This is a genomic window from Saccharopolyspora sp. NPDC045839 (genome assembly GCF_056431645.1).
In genome coordinates this window covers 1-17,890 of sequence record NZ_JBWKKH010000020.1, presented here as the reverse complement: position 1 = coordinate 17,890, position 17,890 = coordinate 1, and the positions used below count along the sequence as shown (strand labels likewise).

The 17,890-nt window shown below is 71.5% G+C and carries 15 protein-coding genes; 9 read left to right on the top strand and 6 right to left on the bottom strand.

Annotated features, from left to right (window positions below; translation table 11 throughout):
- Positions 1-347 precede the first annotated feature (347 nt).
- Both AC07EQ_RS25495 and AC07EQ_RS25490 read left to right on the top strand, forming a co-directional pair.
- On the top strand, positions 348-1,133 hold the full coding sequence (locus AC07EQ_RS25495) for an enoyl-CoA hydratase/isomerase family protein (RefSeq protein WP_478390521.1): 786 nt from the start codon (positions 348-350) through the stop codon (positions 1,131-1,133).
- Positions 1,130-2,017, top strand: coding sequence for a crotonase/enoyl-CoA hydratase family protein (locus tag AC07EQ_RS25490; RefSeq protein ID WP_478390400.1), 888 nt, complete (start codon positions 1,130-1,132; stop codon positions 2,015-2,017). The genes AC07EQ_RS25495 and AC07EQ_RS25490 overlap by 4 nt, the downstream gene beginning before the upstream one ends.
- A 433-nt stretch (positions 2,018-2,450) precedes the next feature.
- On the opposite strand, the gene AC07EQ_RS25485 is transcribed toward AC07EQ_RS25490, so the two are convergent.
- A complete protein-coding gene (locus tag AC07EQ_RS25485) occupies positions 2,451-3,278 on the bottom strand; it encodes a crotonase/enoyl-CoA hydratase family protein (protein WP_478390399.1) in 828 nt (275 codons plus the stop codon).
- Between the two features lie 317 nt (positions 3,279-3,595).
- On the opposite strand from AC07EQ_RS25485, the gene AC07EQ_RS25480 reads away from it, so the two are divergent.
- The 6 genes from AC07EQ_RS25480 to AC07EQ_RS25455 are packed head-to-tail and all read left to right on the top strand — an operon-like array spanning position 3,596 to position 11,685.
- Entirely contained in the window at positions 3,596-4,852 is a 1,257-nt protein-coding gene (locus AC07EQ_RS25480) for an acyl-CoA dehydrogenase family protein (RefSeq protein WP_478390398.1), read from the top strand.
- Positions 4,849-6,189 carry a phosphotransferase family protein gene (locus AC07EQ_RS25475; RefSeq protein ID WP_478390397.1) on the top strand — a complete coding sequence of 447 codons (1,341 nt, stop codon included), beginning with the start codon at positions 4,849-4,851 and terminating at the stop codon, positions 6,187-6,189. The genes AC07EQ_RS25480 and AC07EQ_RS25475 overlap by 4 nt, the downstream gene beginning before the upstream one ends.
- The gene (locus AC07EQ_RS25470; protein WP_478390396.1) at positions 6,186-7,106 is read left to right on the top strand and encodes an SMP-30/gluconolactonase/LRE family protein; all 921 of its coding nucleotides are present in this window, start codon (positions 6,186-6,188) and stop codon (positions 7,104-7,106) included. Before AC07EQ_RS25475 ends, AC07EQ_RS25470 begins: the two co-directional genes overlap by 4 nt.
- Positions 7,107-7,136: 30 nt before the next feature.
- Entirely contained in the window at positions 7,137-8,795 is a 1,659-nt protein-coding gene (locus AC07EQ_RS25465) for a class I adenylate-forming enzyme family protein (protein ID WP_478390395.1), read from the top strand.
- 45 nt (positions 8,796-8,840) lie between these two features.
- Complete coding sequence (locus AC07EQ_RS25460; RefSeq protein WP_478390394.1) at positions 8,841-9,866, top strand: phosphotransferase family protein; 1,026 nt, start codon at positions 8,841-8,843, stop codon at positions 9,864-9,866.
- A gap of 58 nt (positions 9,867-9,924) precedes the next feature.
- Complete coding sequence (locus tag AC07EQ_RS25455) at positions 9,925-11,685, top strand: acyclic terpene utilization AtuA family protein (protein WP_478390393.1); 1,761 nt, start codon at positions 9,925-9,927, stop codon at positions 11,683-11,685.
- Between the two features lie 285 nt (positions 11,686-11,970).
- Here AC07EQ_RS25455 and AC07EQ_RS25450 read toward each other — a convergent pair whose 3' ends face one another.
- Both AC07EQ_RS25450 and AC07EQ_RS25445 read right to left on the bottom strand, forming a co-directional pair.
- A complete protein-coding gene (locus AC07EQ_RS25450; RefSeq protein ID WP_478390392.1) occupies positions 11,971-13,260 on the bottom strand; it encodes an MFS transporter in 1,290 nt (429 codons plus the stop codon).
- A 330-nt stretch (positions 13,261-13,590) separates the two neighbouring features.
- Positions 13,591-14,457, bottom strand: coding sequence for an NAD(P)H-binding protein (locus AC07EQ_RS25445; RefSeq protein WP_478390391.1), 867 nt, complete (start codon positions 14,455-14,457; stop codon positions 13,591-13,593).
- A 48-nt stretch (positions 14,458-14,505) separates the two neighbouring features.
- On the opposite strand from AC07EQ_RS25445, the gene AC07EQ_RS25440 reads away from it, so the two are divergent.
- Entirely contained in the window at positions 14,506-14,877 is a 372-nt protein-coding gene (locus AC07EQ_RS25440) for a MerR family transcriptional regulator (RefSeq protein ID WP_358569161.1), read from the top strand.
- 4 nt (positions 14,878-14,881) lie between these two features.
- On the opposite strand, the gene AC07EQ_RS25435 is transcribed toward AC07EQ_RS25440, so the two are convergent.
- From AC07EQ_RS25435 to AC07EQ_RS25425, 3 genes are all read right to left on the bottom strand, one after another.
- Positions 14,882-15,499: a TetR/AcrR family transcriptional regulator gene (locus tag AC07EQ_RS25435; protein WP_358569158.1), complete on the bottom strand. Its 618-nt coding sequence runs from the start codon at positions 15,497-15,499 to the stop codon at positions 14,882-14,884.
- A gap of 168 nt (positions 15,500-15,667) precedes the next feature.
- On the bottom strand, positions 15,668-16,615 hold the full coding sequence (locus tag AC07EQ_RS25430; RefSeq protein WP_478390390.1) for an acyl-CoA dehydrogenase family protein: 948 nt from the start codon (positions 16,613-16,615) through the stop codon (positions 15,668-15,670).
- Positions 16,612-17,700, bottom strand: a complete 1,089-nt coding sequence (locus tag AC07EQ_RS25425) for an acyl-CoA dehydrogenase family protein (protein ID WP_478390389.1) — start codon at positions 17,698-17,700, stop codon at positions 16,612-16,614. Before AC07EQ_RS25425 ends, AC07EQ_RS25430 begins: the two co-directional genes overlap by 4 nt.
- Positions 17,701-17,890: the final 190 nt, after the last annotated feature.

Here is a 17,890-nt window from a genome sequence, read left to right as displayed (position 1 = left end):
TGCGGGCTGAACCGGTCGGTCGGGTCGGGTCGCAGGTCGTCGCGCAGCAGCGACAGGTCTCCGGTCAGCTGGGCCGGCGCGGGCAGCAGCGCCGGGATCTAGGCCTCGCCTATCGCCGCGCGCAGGAAGTCGTCATCGTCGTTGATGGCCATCGTTCCCCTTCCCCGCCGGGGTCGGATCTCGGCGCGCGCCGAGGCGCCCGAGCCTCGACTTTTCCATTGCGCCGCGTGGTTTTCAAGCGCCGATCGATGCTTGGGAGGTGGTGCCACCGGATGCTAACTTAACGAACGATACACGGCTGGCGGGTCGCGCCGCCGCACGCGAAACGATGGGAACGTGTGAGCACAATGGACGGTGACACGGTTCTGCTGGCCCAGGACGGCCCCGTGCTGACGGTGACGATCAACCGGCCGCGCCGGAAGAACGCCATCGACGGGCAGACCTGGCTGGCGTTGCAGAAGGCGCTCGAGCACGCGGCGAGCGAAGACAGCGTGCGAGCCGTGGTGCTCACCGGCGAGGGCGGTGACTTCTGCGCCGGCGCGGACCTCAGCACCGACCGCGGCTCGCAGCACCCGCTGCACCGGATGCACGGCATCAACGATGTCGCGCTGACGCTGTACGAACTGCCCAAGCCGGTGGTGGCGAAGGTGCGCGGCGTCGCCGTCGGCGCGGGCTGGAACCTGGCGCTGGGCTGCGACCTGGTGGTGTCCACGCCGGATGCGCGGTTCTCGCAGATCTTCTCCAAGCGCGGCCTGTCGCTGGACTTCGGCGGCTCCTGGCTGCTGCCGCGGATCGTCGGGATGCAGCAGGCGAAGCGGCTCGCGCTGCTCGGCGAGATCATCGGCGCGAAGGAGGCCCTGGAACTCGGGCTGGTCACCTGGATCAAGGAGGACCACGAGCTCGACGAGTTCGTCGCCGACGTCGCGGGGCGGCTGGCGCAGGGCCCGCCGATCGCGATGGCGCAGAGCAAGGACATGCTGCACGCCGGCGCGCACCAGAGCTTCCGGGAGGCGCTGGAGAACGAGGCCCGCGCCCAGGTCGTCAACTTCGCCACCGCGGACGGCCCGGCCGCGCGGGAGGCGTTCGTGAACAAGGTGGAAGCGGTGTTCACCGGCGAGTGGATGGTGCGATGAGCTACCAGCAGATCGCCTACGAGGCCGCCGACGGCATCGCGACCATCACGCTGAACCGGCCGGACAAGCTCAACGCCTTCACGCACGTCATGCGCGCCGAGCTGATCGACGCCTTCGACACCACCGACGCCGACGACTCGGTGCGCGCGGTGATCGTCACGGGCGCCGGCCGCGGCTTCTGCGCCGGTGCGGACCTCAGCTCCGGCTCGGACACCTTCAACGCCGATGCCGACGCCGAACGCGCGAAGGACCGGTGGGCGGCCGGGGAGATCGGCGGTGTGCCGCGCGACGGCGGCGGCACGGTGGCGCTGCGCATCGCGGCGTCGCGCAAGCCGGTGATCGCGGCGTTCAACGGCCCGGCGGTCGGGGTGGGCGTGACCATGACGCTGCCGATGGACATCCGGCTGGCCGCCGAGTCGGCGAAGTTCGGCCTGGTCTTCGCCCGCCGCGGCATCCTGCCGGAGGCGGCCTCCACGTGGTTCCTGCCGCGCGTCGTCGGCATCTCGCAGGCGATGGAGTGGGTGGCCACCGGCCGGGTCTTCGGCGCCGAGGAGGCGCTGGCGGGTCGCCTGGTCTCCCGCGTGGTCCCCGACGACGAGCTGCTCCCGACGGCCCGGGCGATCGCCCGCGAGATCGCCGACAACACCTCGGGTGTTTCGGTGGCGGTGGCCCGCCAGCTGCTGTGGGGCATGCTCAGCGCGGATTCGCCGTGGGAGGCGCACCGCCTGGATTCCAGGGGCATCAACCACCTCGGCGCGGCCGCCGACGCGGCCGAGGGCGTCGCGTCGTTCCTGGCCAAGCGCCCGGCCGAGTTCCCGCTCAAGGTCAGCCAGGACTACCCGGACTTCATCCCGCCCTGGCCCAGGCGCCCCGACGGCGTCTGACCCAACGCCCCAGTTTCAATTGAAACCGTCCCTCACGGTGGTCCCAGACCCCGGGAACCCGAGTTTCAATTGAAACTGGGGTCTCCCAGTGCCCAGGCACAGTTTCAATTGAGGTTTTTCCAACCTCGTTTTGCGTGGCGGTGCGGGTGGCGGAACCTCAGAGGCTCCCTGGTCTGTGGGTGCCCTGACTGATGTATGCCCAATACACGGCGTCAGGGCCGTCCTCGCCAGGGAACCTCTGAGAACCCGCGGCGGTGCGAGTGTCGTAGGTGGGCTATGCGCCTGCGGCGCATGCGACATCCCATCGACGTGCGGCTTTGCGGCCCGCGGCTGCGGGTCGACCAGGATGAAAAACGCTCATTGAGACGGTGGGTTGTCGGGGTTCCCAGTTTCAATTGAAACTGGGGATCCCTGACAGCGAGACGTCGGGGGTTCAGGTGGTGGGGTCGGCGAAGTTCGGGGCGCGCTTCTCGAGGTTCGACTTGACCGCTTCGACCTGGTTGGGGCTGCCGATCAGGGCCTTGATCGCGGTCTGCTCCGCCTCGAAGCCCTCGGCGAGGCTCACGTGTCCCGCCATGTCGAGGAGCTGCTTGGAGTAGCGGATCGCTTCCGGGCTCTTGGTGGCGATCTCGGCCGCCAGGGCGAGGGCCGCGGTCAGCGGGTCGGCTTCGACGCGGGTGCACAGGCCCAGGGCGGCCGCCTCCTCGCCGCTGATGACGCGGCCGGTGTAGGTCAGCTCCTTGGCGACGTCGCGGCCCACGAGCTCCGGGAGCAGCTGGGTGCCGGTCATGTCCGGCGCGATTCCCCACTTGATCTCCATCACCGACAGCTTCGCGTCCGGCGCCACGAGCCGGATGTCCGCGCCCAGCGTCACCTGCAGGCCGCCGCCGAACGTCACGCCGTGCACCGCCGCGATCACCGGCACCGGCAGCGTCGCCCACACGTGCGCCGCCTGCTGACCGCGCGCCTTAGCCGGGCCGATCGGCTCGGTGGTGACGGCCTTGCGGTCGGGCAGCCGGCCGCTGCCGTCGGCCATCTGCTGGAAGTTGGCGAAGTCCAGGCCGGCGCAGAAGGCCCGGCCCTCGCCGGAGAGCACCACAGCCCGCACGCCGTCGTCGTCGCGCAGCCGCAGCCCGGTCGCGACCAGGGCGTCGAACATGGCCTGGTCGAGCGCGTTGAGCTTGTCCGGTCGGTTCAGCCGCACGTCCGCCACGCCGTCGGTGATGGTGCAGCTGACCCGTTGCTCGGCCGTTGTCGTCACGAACCCTCCTGAGAGCACTGGAACCGGTGCGGGCACTACGCCTTGCGCACCAGGGATTTCCGCACGCTATGGGGCGGTCGAGCGGGACGTCAAGAACGCCCTCGTTCGTCCTCTTGTGCTACCGGCCGCGCCGTGTCTAGGGTCACTGAACGAGCGTTAAAGAGGTGACTTCAGAACGGGCTTGCGGCCCCTGCGGGATCCCCGGCCTGTGCACGTCCGCGGCATCGGGGCCGTCCTCACCGGATGACGCCGCGAGAACCGGCGGCGGTGCGGGGGTGATCCCCGCCGCATTCCGATGGGACACGTGAGGAGAACGCATGGACTTCGCTCTCCCGGGCGAGCTGGTCAGCCGTCTCGCCGCGCTCGACGCGTTCATCGACTCCGAGATCCGCCCGCTGCAGGAGCAGGACGACAACGAGCGGTTCTTCGACCACCGCCGGGAATTCGCCCGCACCGACTTCGAAGCGGGCGGCACGCCGCGCCGGGAGTGGGAGGAACTGCTCGGCGAGATGTTCCGCCGCGCCGACCGGGCGGGCTGGCTGCGCTACGGGCTGCCCGCGGAGGTGGGCGGTTCGGACGGCACCAACTTCGACATGGCCGTGATCCGCGAGCACCTCGCCGCGAAGGGCCTCGGCCTGCACAACGACCTGCAGAACGAGTCGTCGGTGGTGGGCAATTTCCCGGTCGTGCACATGCTGCTGGCGTTCGGAACCCCGGAGCAGCGCGAGGAATTCCTCCAACCCGTGCTGGCGCGCCGCAAGCGGCTCGCGTTCGGTCTCACCGAACCCGACCACGGCAGCGACGCCACCTGGCTGGAGACCACCGCGATCCGCTCGGGCGGCGACTGGATCATCAACGGCGCCAAGCGGTTCAACTCCGGGATGCACTCCGCGACCCACGACATCGTCTTCGCCCGCACCTCCGGCGAGCCCGGCCAGGCCACCGGCATCACCGCGTTCATCGTGCCCACCGACGCGCCGGGCTTCTCCGTCGACTTCCACTGGTGGACCTTCAACATGCCCACCGACCACGCCGAGGTGACCCTGCGCGACGTGCGGGTGCCGGACTCGGCGGTGTTCGGCGAGGCCGGCGGCGGGCTCGCGCTGGCGCAGCACTTCGTGCACGAGAACCGGATCAGGCAGGCGGCCTCGGGCGTCGGCGCGGCCCAGTACTGCATCGACCGCAGCGTCGAATACGCCCGCGAGCGGGTCACCTTCGGGCAGCCGCTGGCCGGCCGGCAGGCCATCCAGTGGCCGCTGGTGGAGCTGCAGACCGACGCCGAGCTGCTGCGCGGCCTGGTGCGCAAGACCGCCTGGGAGCTGGACCGCAGGCCGCACTTCGAGATCAGCGACCGGGTGTCGATGTGCAACTTCCGCGCCAACCGGCTGGTGTGCGAGGCGGCCGACCAGGCGATGCAGGTGCACGGCGGGCTCGGCTACACCCGGCACACTCCGTTCGAGCACATCTACCGGCACCACCGCCGCTACCGGATCACCGAAGGTTCCGAAGAGGTGCAGAAGCGGAAGGTCGCCGGTTACCTGTTCGGCTTCGCCGGGCCGGGGCGGCGCCGGTGAGCGCGGCGGAGCCGCTGGACGGGCTCGCGCGTCGCCTGCCCGCGGTGCTTGGCCGCCCGGTCGAGGTGACCGGGCTGGCGCAGGCCAGCGGCGGGGCGAGCCGCGAGACGTGGTTCGTCGAGCTCGACGGGGGAGCCCGGCGGCTGGTGCTGCGGCGCGACCCGGTCGGCGCGGCGCGCCCGGAGGGCATGGCGCGCGAGGCGGTGGTGCTGGAAGCGGCGCGGTCTGCGGGCGTTCCGGTACCGCTGCTGGTGGACCACAGCACCGATGCCTCGATCCTCGGCTCGCCGTACGTGCTCACCGAGCACGTCGACGGCGAGTCGATTCCCCGGCGCCTGCTGCGCGAGCCGGAATTCGCCGCGGCGCGCGGGAAACTGGCCCGTGACCTCGGCCGGGCGGCGGCGCTGATCCACCGCGTTCCCGCGCCGGACCTGCCGTCGGCCGACCCGCTCGACCAGCTCGTGGCGACCTACGAGGAGCTCGGCGAACCGCTGCCCGCGGTCGAGATCGCGTTCCGCTGGCTGCGCGCGAACCGGCCGCCCGACACCGGAAGAACGTTGGTGCACGGCGATTTCCGCAACGGGAACCTGATCGTCGGCCCGGACGGGCTGCGGGCGGTGCTGGACTGGGAGCTGGTGCACCTCGGCGATCCGATGGAGGACCTGGGCTGGCTGTGCGTCAACGCCTGGCGGTTCGGATCGCCGCTGCCGGTCGGCGGTTTCGGCACCAGGGAAGAACTCTTCGACGGCTACGCGGAGATCGCCGGGCAGCGGCCGGACCCGGATGCGGTGCGCTGGTGGGAGATCCTCGGCACCGCGCGGTGGGGCGTGATCTGCCGCTCGCAGTCGCAACGGCACCTCAGCGGCGAGCGGCCGTCGATGGAGCTGGCCGCGATCGGCCGGCGCGTCTGCGAGCAGGAGCACGACCTGCTGGCCGAGCTCGGCGTGCCGCGCCCGGCCGGTCCCGGGCAGGAACGCCGGGCGCCGGTGTCGGATCTGCACGGGCGGCCTTCGGCGGCGGAACTCGTCGCGGCGGTGGCGGACTTCCTGCGCGACGAGGTCGTGCCGGGCAGCACCGGGAGGATGCGGTTCCAGTCCCGGGTCGCTGCGAACACGCTGTCCATTGTGGAGCGCGAACTGGCGTTGGGGGAGCGGCAGGAGCAGCGGCACCGAGGCCGGCTCGCGGATCTGGGGCTCGCCGGCCGGGCGGCGCTGGCAGGCGCGATCCGCGACGGCGAACTCGATCCCTGGCAACCGGAAACGGCCGCCGCCGTGTGGGAGCAGGTGCTCGACCGGCTCGCGGTGGCCAATCCGCGGCACCCGAGAGGAATCTCATGACCGAGCTGACGACGATCGCATCGGGCCTGCAGTTCCCGGAGGGGCCGGTGGCCCTCGCCGACGGCTCCGTGCTGCTGGTGGAGATCAAGCGCGGCACGCTGTCGCGGGTCGCGCCGGACGGCAACGTTTCGGTGGTCGCCGACTGCGGTGGCGGGCCCAACGGGGCGGCGATCGGGCCGGACGGCGCGGTGTACGTCTGCAACAACGGCGGGTTCGAGTGGCACGACATCGGCGGCCGGGACGTTCCCGGCATGCAGCCCGGCGACTACATCGGCGGCCGCATCCAGCGGGTCACCACGGACGGCGAGGTCACCGACCTCTACACCGCCGTCGACGGCCACGGCCTGCGCGGCCCCAACGACATCGTCTTCGACGCCGAGGGCGGCTTCTACTTCACCGATCTCGGCAAGCGCCGCCCGCGCGAGACCGACCGCGGCGGGCTGTACTACGCCACCGCCGACGGCAGCCGCATCGAGGAGATCGCCTACCCGCTGGCCGACGCCAACGGGGTCGGGCTGTCACCGGACGGTTCGCGGGTCTACGTGGCGGAAACGTCGACCGGCCGAGTCTGGTACTGGGACGTCGAGGGCCCGGGGAAGCTGGGCCGGGGCGGCAAGGGACCGGCAGGAGCGAAGCTGCTGCACGGCTTCGAGGGCTATCAGCTGCTGGACTCGCTGGCCGTGGATTCCGAGGGCAACGTGTGCGTGGCGACGCTGGTGACCGGCGGGATCAGCGTGCTGTCGCCGGACGGCGAGCTCAAGGACGTGATCAAGCCGCCGAAGCACGACTTCCACGTCACCAACATCTGCTTCGGCGGCCCGGACCTGCGCACCGCCTACATCACGTCGTCCGGCTGGGGCATCCTCTACGCCACCGAGTGGCACTGCCCGGGCCTGCGGCTCAACCACGGAGCTTGACGGATCACAGTGGACACTCAAGGAGGGGACGTGCCGGAGGACCAGCGACGCCGGTTGCTCGCGGAGCTCACCGGTCCGGGCGGTGAGTTCGAGATCGTGCCGCAGGACGTCGGCGGCATCCCGATGCGGGTGTACGCCAAGGGGCCGACGACGCTGCGCGACGTGGCGCTGTTCAGCCGGGGCTACGGCGCGCGCGACTTCCTCGTTTACGACGGCTACCGGTGCACCTACGCGGAGCACTACCGGCTGGTGGCGGGCTTGGCGCGCAGCCTGCGCGAGGAGTACGGCCTGGTCTCCGGCGACCGCGTGGCGATCGCGATGCGCAACTACCCGGAATGGGTGCCGATCTTCTGGGCGATCCAGGCGGCCGGGCTCGTCGCGGTGCCGCTCAACGCCTGGTGGACCGACGCGGAACTGCGCTTCGGCCTGACCGACTGCGGCGCGAAGCTGGTGTTCGCCGACTCGCAGCGAACCGCCCTGCTGGACCGCGACATCCCGGTCGTCGAGGTGCGCGGCGGTGATCCGGCGCCGGGCGTGCGGGCGTGGGCGGAGCTGCTGGCATCGCTGCCCGCGGACGCGGACCTGCCGGACGTGGCGATCGGGCCCGACGACGACGCCACGATCCTCTACACCTCCGGCACCACCGGCCGCCCCAAGGGCGCGATCGGCACGCACCGCAACCACTGCACGAACCTGCTGAACACGGTGGTGAACCGGCGCGTGCATGCGGCGCTGGCCAACGGCGGCGAGTTCCCGCCGCTGGGCGAGGGACCACAGCCCGGCGTGCTGCTGACCTTCCCGATGTTCCACATCGCCGGCCTCACCACGCTGTACTTCGGCACGCTGGCCGGGGCGAAGCTGGCCACCATGTACCGGTGGGACCGGGAGGCCGCGGCGCGGCTGATCAAGACCGAGGGGCTGACCAGCGCGGCCGGCGTCCCGACCGTGATGCGGGACCTGGTCGAGCAGGGCGACGCGGTGGCCGGGCTGGACGGCGTGAACATGGGCGGCGCGCCGATCCCGCCCGACCTCGTGCAGCGCATCGGCGCCTTCGGCACCGGCGTGGCGCCCTCCAACGGCTACGGCCTCACCGAGACGACCTCGGCGGTGGTCGGCAACGCGGGCGCGGACTACCTCGCCCGCTCCAACAGCGTCGGCCGCTGCATGCCGGGCACGGACCTGCGCGTCGTGGACCCGGCCACCGGCGATGACACGGCGCCCGGCGAGATCGGCGAGCTGTGGTTCCGCGGGCCGAACATCGTGCGCGGCTACTGGAACAACCCGCAGGCCACCGCGGAATCCTTCATCGACGGCTGGTTCCGCACCGGCGACCTCGGCTACGTCGAGGACGACTGGGTGTACGTGGTGGACCGGCTCAAGGACGTGGTGATCCGCGGCGGCGAGAACGTGTACTGCGCGGAGGTCGAAGCGGCCCTCTACGAGCACCCGGAGGTGGCCGACGTCGCGGTCATCGGCCTGCCGCACCCGACGCTCGGCGAAGAGGTCGCGGCGGTGGTGAACCTGCATTCCCCGGTGTCCCCGGAGGAACTCCGGTCGCACGTGGCGGCGCGGCTGGCGGCCTTCAAGGTCCCAGCGCACGTGGTGGTGCGGGCGGAAGCGCTGCCGCGGACGCCGACCGGCAAGGTTCTCAAACGCCAACTGCGCGAGCAGATCGCCGTGAAGGACTGATTCGAAGCGGCTGTCACTGGAACGCCTAGGTAGTGCGAGGTTGACGTGGAACTGCGTGGCATCGAGCCGGAGAACACCGAGCGCTGGTTGGCCGAGAACGTGCCGGGACTGCGCCCGCCGGTGACGTTCTCGGTGGTCTCCGGCGGGCGGTCGAACCTGACCTACCGCGTCGTCGACGCCGACGGCGCGGTGCGCGCCCTGCGCCGCCCGCCCACCGGCGGCGTGCTCACGACGGCGCACGACATGAGCCGCGAGTGGCGGTTCATCTCCGCCCTGCACGGCACCGGCGTGCCGGTTCCCGACCCGCTCGCGTACTGCGCCGACGAGTCGGTGACCGGCGCCGAGTTCTACGTGATGGGCTTCGTCGACGGCCACGTGCTCGCCGGCCCGGATTCGGCGGAGTCGTTCTCGGCTGCGGCGCGGCGGCGCGCGGGCCTGGCGACGGTGGAGTGCATGGCGGCATTGCACGGCGTCGACCCGGACTCGGTCGGGCTGGGCGACGTCGCGCGTCGCGACGGCTACCTGGAGCGGCAGCTCCGCCGCTGGCAGCGGCAGGTGCACCAGTCCGGCGCGCCGGACCTGCCGCTGCTGGACGCCGTGCACGACGTGTTGCTGGCGAAGGTGCCGAGGCAGGAGACCGGCATCGTGCACGGCGACTTCCGGCCGGGCAACCTGTCGTTCTCGCCGGACGGCGAGGTGCTGGCCGTCTTCGACTGGGAGCTGGCCACCCTCGGCGAGCCGCTCGCCGACCTGGGCTGGCTGCTGGCGACCTGGGTGGAGCCGGGCGACGAACTGCCTCCCGCGACCGCCCTCGGCCCCACCGCCGAGCCGGGCTTCCCCACCCGCGCGGAGCTGGTCGACCGCTACGTCGCGCTGGTCGGCCGCGACGTCTCGGACCTGCCGTACTACGTGGCGTTCCAGCGGTGGCGGTCGTGCTGCATCAGCGCCGGAGTGCGGGCCCGCTACCTGGCAGGTGTGATGGGCGACGACGGCTACGTCGCCGAAGCCCGCGCGAAGAACGAACTGCGCCAGGCCGAAGCCGCCTGGCAAGCGGTGCAAGAGCTCTCGTGAGCGTTCCTGCCGGTTCTTACCGGAACGAACGCTCACGACCGCGGAAGAGGAGGAACTCATGACCCGCGCGATCCGCATCGCCGGCTTCTCCGGCTACCTCGGTGACCGGCGCAGCGCCTTCGCGGAGGCCGTGGCCGGCGATCCGTGCGACGTGCTGATCGGCGACTACCTCGCCGAGTTCACGCTGGCCATGCTGGCGGCCCGGCACCGCAGCGACCCGTCGAAGGGCTTCGTCGAGTACTTCCTCGGCCAGCTGCGCCCGCACCTGGCGACGCTGGCCGAACGCGGCACGCGGGTCGTGGTCAACGCCGGCGGCTTCAACCCGGCCGGCCTGGCCGACGCCGTGCGGGCGCTGATCGCCGAGGCGGGCGTGCGGCTGCGCGTCGCGCACGTCGAAGGCGACAACGTGCTGTCCGCATTGGACGATCTGCAGGCCGCCGGGCACCCGTTGCAGAGCCTGGACAGCGGCGCGCCGCTGTCGGACTGGGGAGTCCGGCCGATCGCGGCCAACGCCTACCTGGGCGGCTGGGGCATCGCGGCCGCGCTGCGCGAAGGCGCCGACATCGTGGTCTGCGGTCGCGTCACCGACGCCTCGCTGACCGTCGGCCCGGCCGCCTGGTGGCACGGCTGGTGCAACACCGACTGGGACGAACTCGCCGCCGCGGTGGTGGCCGGGCACATCATCGAGTGCGGCCCGCAGGCGGTCGGCGGCAACTTCTCCGGGTTCACCCAGGTGCCCGGCATGGTCGCGCCGGGATTCCCGGTCGCCGAGATCGCCGCCGACGGCACCGCGATCATCACCAAGCACGCCCGCGACGGCGGAATGGTCACAGTGGACACCGTGACGGCGCAGCTGGTGTACGAGATCCAGGGCCCGCGCTACCTGAACCCGGACGTCACCGCGCACCTGGACACCGTGCGGCTGCGGCAGATCGGCCCGGACCGGGTGGAGCTCTCCGGCACCACCGGCTCGCCGCCACCGCCCACGACCAAGGTCGCGGTGTTCGCCCCGATCGGCCACCAGTTCGTCTCGACGCTCTACGCCACCGGGCTGGACATCGACGAGAAGGTCGCGCTGATCCGCGCCCAGGCCGAGGCACTGCTCGACGGCGCGGAAGCGGAGCTCGACGTGAGCGCCCTCGGCACCGCGGCGGAGGACCCGGAACGGCAGTGGGACGCCACGGTCCAGGTGCGCATCATGGCCACCACCGCGGAGCGGGCACCCCTGGAGAAGCTGGCGGAAGGGCTCGGCGGCCTGTTCCTGTCGAGCATCCCCGGCTTCTACACCGACAGCGCCGCACGCCAGTCCGGGACTCCCAAGCCGCGCATCGACTACTGGCCGTCGCTGCTGGCGATGGACGCCGTGCCGCACGAGGCGGTGCTCGACGACGGTACCCGGATCCAGATCGCTCCGCCGCCGGCCACCGAACAACCGGCGCAGCCCGTGCATCCCGAGCCCGAGCCGAACCCGGCGGGCGAAACGCGCCGCGTCCCGCTCGGCCGGATCGCGCACGCGCGCAGCGGCGACAAGGGCGGCAACAGCAACGTGGGCCTGTGGGTCGACGACCCGAAGGCCTGGCCGTGGCTGCGCGGTCTGCTGAGCACGGAGGAGCTGCGACGGCTGATGCCGGAGGCGAAGGACCTGGAGATCGTCCGGCACGAGTTCCCCAACCTCCGCGCGGTGCACTTCGTCCTGCGTGGACTGCTGGGCACCGGCGGTTCCAGCAACCTGCGGGTCGACCCGATCGGCAAGGCGGTCGGCGAATTCCTCCGAGCCCGCCACGTAGAAGTCCCGGTGGAGCTGCTGGACCGGCGGTGACGGCCGCGACGGCCCCCGACGGCCTGACAGCCGCAGAGCCTGCCCGCAACCCAGGTGTGGAGTGAACGGCCTGTTTGTCTCGGTGGGTGGAGTGAATGGTCCGTTCACTCCGTCCATTTGGTGTTGTTGGTGTGGAGTGAACGGCCTGTTTGTCTCGGTGGGTGGAGTGAATGGTCCGTTCACTCCGTCCATTTGGTGTTGTTGGTGTGGAGTGAACGGCCTGTTTGTCTCGGTAGGTGAGGTGAACAGGCCGTTCGCTCGATCCGCCAGCGTTGGTGCGCGACGCTAGGCGGAGCGTTCCGGGGTGAGCGGATGCGCGAGCTCGTCGGCGGGCAGCCTGCCCAAGACGATCGCCGCCGCGGCCGCGATCGCCGGCACCGTTCCGGCGAGCAGGAAGGTCGCCTGCGTCCCGATCAGCTCCGCGACCGGGCCCGCCACCGCCATCGAGACGGGCAGGAACGCGATCGACACGAAGAAGTCGAGGCTGGTGATCCGGCCCAGCAGGTGCGGCGGAACCCGGCGCTGGAGCAGCGTTCCCCACAGGACCATCGGGCTGGAGAACATCGCACCGACGACGAACGCGGCCGCGATGATGATCCAGAGCTCGCCCGCGAACGCGATGGCCACGAGCGGCAGGCAACTCACCCCCCACAGCCCGATCAGCACCGTCAGGTAGCGGCGAGGCATCCGCAGCGAGCCCATGACCAGCGAGCCGACGGCGCCGCCGATTCCCCACGCGGCCAGCACCAACGCGTGCTGCTCCGCCCCGCCGCCGAGCCGGTCCTTGATGAGGAACGGCAGCACCACCTGCAGCGGGCCCATCAGCATCATCACCATGAGCGAGGCGAAGATCAGCGACGCGAGCAGCCACCGCGTGGCCACCATGTAGCGGAATCCCTCGGCGATGTCGGCGACGACGCTGCGCGCATCGCCCCGTCTGCGCACCGGCGTGCGCGGAACCACCAGGAACGCGCAGAAGGCGGCGAAGGCCGTCGCCGCGGCCACGGCCATCGCCGCGCCGGGGGAAGCGGCGGCGATGATGACGCTGCCGACCGCGGGTCCGGCGGCCTGCTGGATGGTCGGCCGCAGCATTCCTTCGAACCCGTTGACCGCCATGAGCTCGTCCTCGGCCAGCAAGGCGGGCAACCACGCGGAGTAGGCGGGGAAGTAGAACGCCGTGGCGGTGCCGCCCAGGAATGCGACCACGACGAGGTGCCACAACCGGAGCTGGTCGGTCAGCGCCAGCACGGCTGCGGTGGTCAGGACGAGCGTGTGGGCGCCCTGGACGGCGATCAGGATCGTCTTCTGCGCCACCCGGTCGGCGACCGCGCCGCCGAGCAGGAGGGGCAGCAGCGCGCCGAGCGACGCCGCTGCCGCGACGAAGGACAGTTCGCTGGCGCCGCCGCCGATCCGCACCACTTCCCAGACCTGCGCGACCACCCACAGCCCGCTCGTGCACAGCGCGAAGAACAAGGCGGTGGCGAGCCTGCGGTAGGAGGAACGGCGGAAGGGCAGCAGCACGCGGGGAAATCCAGGCGGCGCGGGCGTCGATGCCAGGGTGTCGTTTTTCGTCATGGCCGCTCACGACCCCAGGGGTCGGCGGATAAGTTCTCGATCACGCGGTCGACGCTAGAATCTCGACAATGCTGGAGGTCAACTTCGCGGCCCGGAAATCGGAGCCGAGTTCGCCGATCCCGGACCGCCCCGATTCCCGGGGGCGTTCCAGAAAGGTTCCGGGCAAGCTCGTCCCGGCGCCTGACTTCGGTGGCGTTTTCGCGCGAAACCGGCGTCCCCTCCTCACGCGGAGCGACGGTTTCGCGCGAAAACGGCGCCCTGCGCCAGCGGTCACGTCCCACGTGCCTCCATTCCGGCCCCCCAGAATCGGAACGAGCACGACGCGCCCGGTCAGCTGAAATCGGCGGCGTGGTCGACGGCCCAGCGCCCGAAGGTGCCGGGCGGGCGGCCGGTCAGGCGCTCCACGTCGCCGGTGATGAGACCCGACTCCGGGCGGTGCGCCGAAGCGGCGACCAGCGCCTCCACCAGGTGCTCGGGACGACCGTCCGCGAGCATCCGGGATCGCGCCAGATCAGGGGGAACGGCCTCGAAGCGCAGGCGGCGTCCCAGCGCGGTACCGAGCAACGCGACCTGGTCGCCACGACCGAGGATCTCCGGGCCGGTCAGCACGTACGGTCCACGTTGGTCGTCGTCCCCGAGCAGCACGGCCGCAGCCGCATCAGCCACGTCGCGCTCGTCCACGACGGCCGTCCGCGCGATGTCCGGGCCGGACACCACATCGCCTGCCTGCAACTGAGCAGCCCAGCCCCGGGCGTTGGACGCCAACGTGTCGCTGCGCAATGCCGCCCACCGCAGGCCCGAATCCCCGAGCAGGGCTTCCACGTCCGCGTGCACCTGAACGATGGGATCGCTCTGGCGGGCGGCTTCGTCGTCGATGGCCGTCGAGGACACGTAGACGACGCGAGGCGCCGCCGCGGCGAGCTCGGCGACGAGTTCGTGGGCAGGGGCCGCATCGAGCAGCGGCCACATGAGGAGCACGGCGTCCACGCCTGCGAGCGCGGAGCGGACGACGGCGGGGTCGGTGAGGTCGCCGCGCACCGACTCGATTCCCGGCAGCGGGCGTCGGGAAAGGCAGCGAACCCGCACACCGCGGGTTCGCAACCGGTCGACGACTGCCCGGCCGAGGTTGCCGGTGGCGCCGGTGACCAGGACTGATGAGGTCCGCTCGCCGACCGCGGGGAGAATGGTTCCAGACATGCCGCGGACACTAGGGGTTCAGGTCGACATGAAGGCAAGGTGCGCGTGGTGAGGACCATCGGGGAAGCGGCCGCGGAGCTCGGCATCGAGGCCCACGTGCTGCGGCACTGGGAACAGGCAGGCGCGCTCGCCGTGCCCCGCGACGGCAACGGCTACCGCATCTTCGACGACGCCGCCCTGGAACAGGCGCGCACCGTGCTGAAGCTACGGCGCGTGGGACTCTCGTTGCCCGAGGTCACCGCCGCCATGGCGCCGAAGAAGTCGGCGGCGCAGGCGGTCGTGCGGGAGAAGATCGCCGCCCTCGAAAGCGAAGTCCGCCGCACGCAGCAGGCCATCACGTACCTCCGGCACACCGCCGACTGCCGGCACCGATACCTGGACGACTGCCCCGACTGCGCGGCTTTCGTCCGCGAGCTCTGAGTCGTCAGGCGCCGACGACGCGCAGCGCGATCGCCACGTAGCGGTCGGCGAGTTCGGCCGCGCCCACATCGCTTTCCGGGTCGTACCACTGCGGGATCGCGTTGCAGGCGGCCTGGATCGCGCGGCGGGCCTCGGCGGGGTGCTCGCAGCGGAATTCCCCGCGCCGCACGCCGTCGTCGATGATGTCCTGGAACAGCCGGGTCGCCGACTCGCGCAGCGCGCCGAGCCGACGCGCGTGCTCGTCCTCCAGGTTGCGGATCTCCCGCACCGCGATGGTGCTTTCCACCCGCCGCCGCACCCGGTAGTCCACGGTGGCGCGCACGATCGCGCTCAGCCGCTCGGCCGGATCGTCGCCGCAGTCGCGCAGGGCCGCGTCGCAGGCCTGCACGTAGTCGTTGACGCTGTCCTCCAGCAGCCCGGCGAACAGCTCCTGCTTGCTGGAATGCCAGTAGTACAGCGCGGACAGGCTCAGCCCGGCCCGCTTGGCGATGTCCCGGATGGACGCGCCGTGGTACCCGCGTTCGGCGAAGATCTCGCGCGCCGCGACGGAAAGCGCGTCGCCGCCCTGGCCGCGCGGGATGGCGGAGCCGTTGTGGGCAGAGGATTCGGATGCCGCCGTCACGCCATCAGAATACGGGCTGCGGCCCGGCATCGGACATGGTGCGGGGCCGGGCAGTCCGGCTTGCCCCTTCGGGCCGGTTCCGGCTGGTAGTTGCCAAGGCCGCGGGGGACGAGGCTCGTGAGCGTTCACTCCGGTTCTTACCGGAGCGAACACTCACGAGTCAGTGGCTCAGGCGGTGAGCTGCTCCCACAGGCCGGTCTCGCCTGCCGCGAGCGCCGCCCGCCCCAGCTCGGCCGACCAGCGTCGCTCGCTGCCGTATTCGTCGCGCCATGCCCACAACTTCCGCGTGACGTGGTGCAGCGAGTGCTCGCGGGTCACGCCCATCGCTCCGTGCAGCTGGTGCGCGGCACGGGCGATGCTGGTGGCCGTCCGGGCTGCGGTGATCTTCGCGGCCGCCGAGGCGGCGAAGGCGCGTTCCGCGGAGTCCTCCTCGTGGATCCGCACCGCCCGCGCCACCGCGGCTTCGGTGGCGACCAGGTGGGTGCTCATCTCGGCCAGCCCGTTGGCCACCGCCTTGAGCGCGACGAGCGGGCGACCGAACTGCTCCCGCTGCGTGACGTGCTCTCGGGTGCGCGCGTAGGCGCCGCGCGCGGCGCCGAGCAGCGCTGACGCGTTGAGCACAGCGGCGCGGGCGAGCACGGCGTCGTGCGGGGGAGCGTCGGGCAGGGGAGTCGTGGCACCCGAAACCCGGATCGTGTCGCGCGGTTCACCGGCCAGGTTCTGCCCGTGCTCGACGTCGCCGTTCGGCTCGGCCAGGTAGGCGGATTCCCGTTCGGGGCACACCACGACGTGGTCGGCGTGCCTGGCCCACGGGACGTTGTCGAGGCCGGTGGCCGCGACGACCAGCCCCGCCGGGAGCTGCTCGCCGAGAATCCACTGCGCCAACGACGTTTCCAGCAGCGGCACGCTCACGCCGCTCGCCGCCGTCGCGGCGATCAGCTCCGTCAGGTCGCCCAGCGTCCCGCCGGCTCCGCCGCGCTCCTCGGGGATGCCGACCTGCGGCCAGCCCAGTTCGACCAGCGTCGGCCACAGCGGGTGCAGCGCACCCTCCGGTGCCTCCGGTGACGCCCCGGACAGCACGTCCGCGGCGACCTCGGTGATCAGCGAGTTGCTCAACGTCGGGCCTCCTGCTTGGCGAGGATGGACAGCAGCACCTCCGAGGAACCGCCGCGGATGCTGAAACCGGGCGAGGCGAGGATGGCCTCGCCCAGCGTGCTCTCGGGCGAGACGATCCCGGAATCCATTGCCCGGCGGGCGCATTCGAGCACGTCGCGTTCGAACGCGGTGCCGAGGTACTTCAACGTCGCGGCCGCCTGCACGGGAGCCTCGCCCGCGTCGACCGCCGCGGCGACCTGTGCGCACAACGCCCGCAGCGTCGCCAGCCGGGCCACCAGCTCGCCGACCTCGGCCGCCACGTCTTCGTTGCCGCCGCCCAGCAGCTCTTCCAGCACCGGATACGTGGACAGCACCCGCTCCGGCCCGCCGCGCTCGTAGGCGAGCTGTTCGGTGACCTGCCGCCATGCGTTGCCCTCGACGCCGATCACCCGGTCCTCGGGCACGAAGACGTTCTCGAACACCACCTCGTTGAAGTGGTGCGAGCCGGCCATGTCGACGATCGGCGACACCGACACCCCGGGATCGCTCATGTCCAGCACGAACTCGGTGAGCCCGGCGTGCTTCACCTCGGACTTCTCGGTGCGCGCCAGCAGGTAGGCGTGCGTGGCGCGGTGCGCGTGGCTGGTCCAGATCTTCCGGCCGTCGATGCGCCAGCCGCCCGCGACGCGGGTGCCGGTGGTGCGCACCGCGGCGAGATCCGAGCCGGCGTCGGGTTCGCTCATGCCCAGGCAGAACACGAACTCGCCCGCGGCGATGCCGGGCAGGATCTCCTGCTGCAGCCGCGGCGTGCCGTGCCGCAGGATCGACGGGCCGATCTGCCGGTCGCCGATCCAGTGCGCGGCCACCGGCGCGCCCGTCCGCAGCAGTTCCTCGGTGACCACCAGCCGCGCCAGGTTGGACCGCTCGCCGCCGCCCACCGAACGCGGCCAGGTCATGCCCAGCAAGCCGCGCTCGGCGAGCTCCTTGCTGAAGTCGAGGTCGAAGGACCGCAGCCAGGCGTCCGGCCGCGGCCGGTACCGGCCGTCGGCCCGCCAACTCCGGCACAGGTCCCGCACTTCCCGGCGCAGGTCGGACAGCGGACTCATGCGACGGTCTCCTAATCAGTTCTGGGAGTGAGCCATCCGGCAAACTCCTGTTGGTAGCCGGCCGGTAGGTGAGCACTTCGTTTTCCTGGACGCCTGAGTCCTGCGGAAAGATCGTGCCCCTATCGGTAGGCCGGGAGAGTTGATCGCTGCTGGGATGTCGTGCCCGCCCGTGGTGGCGTGAGCACTGCGT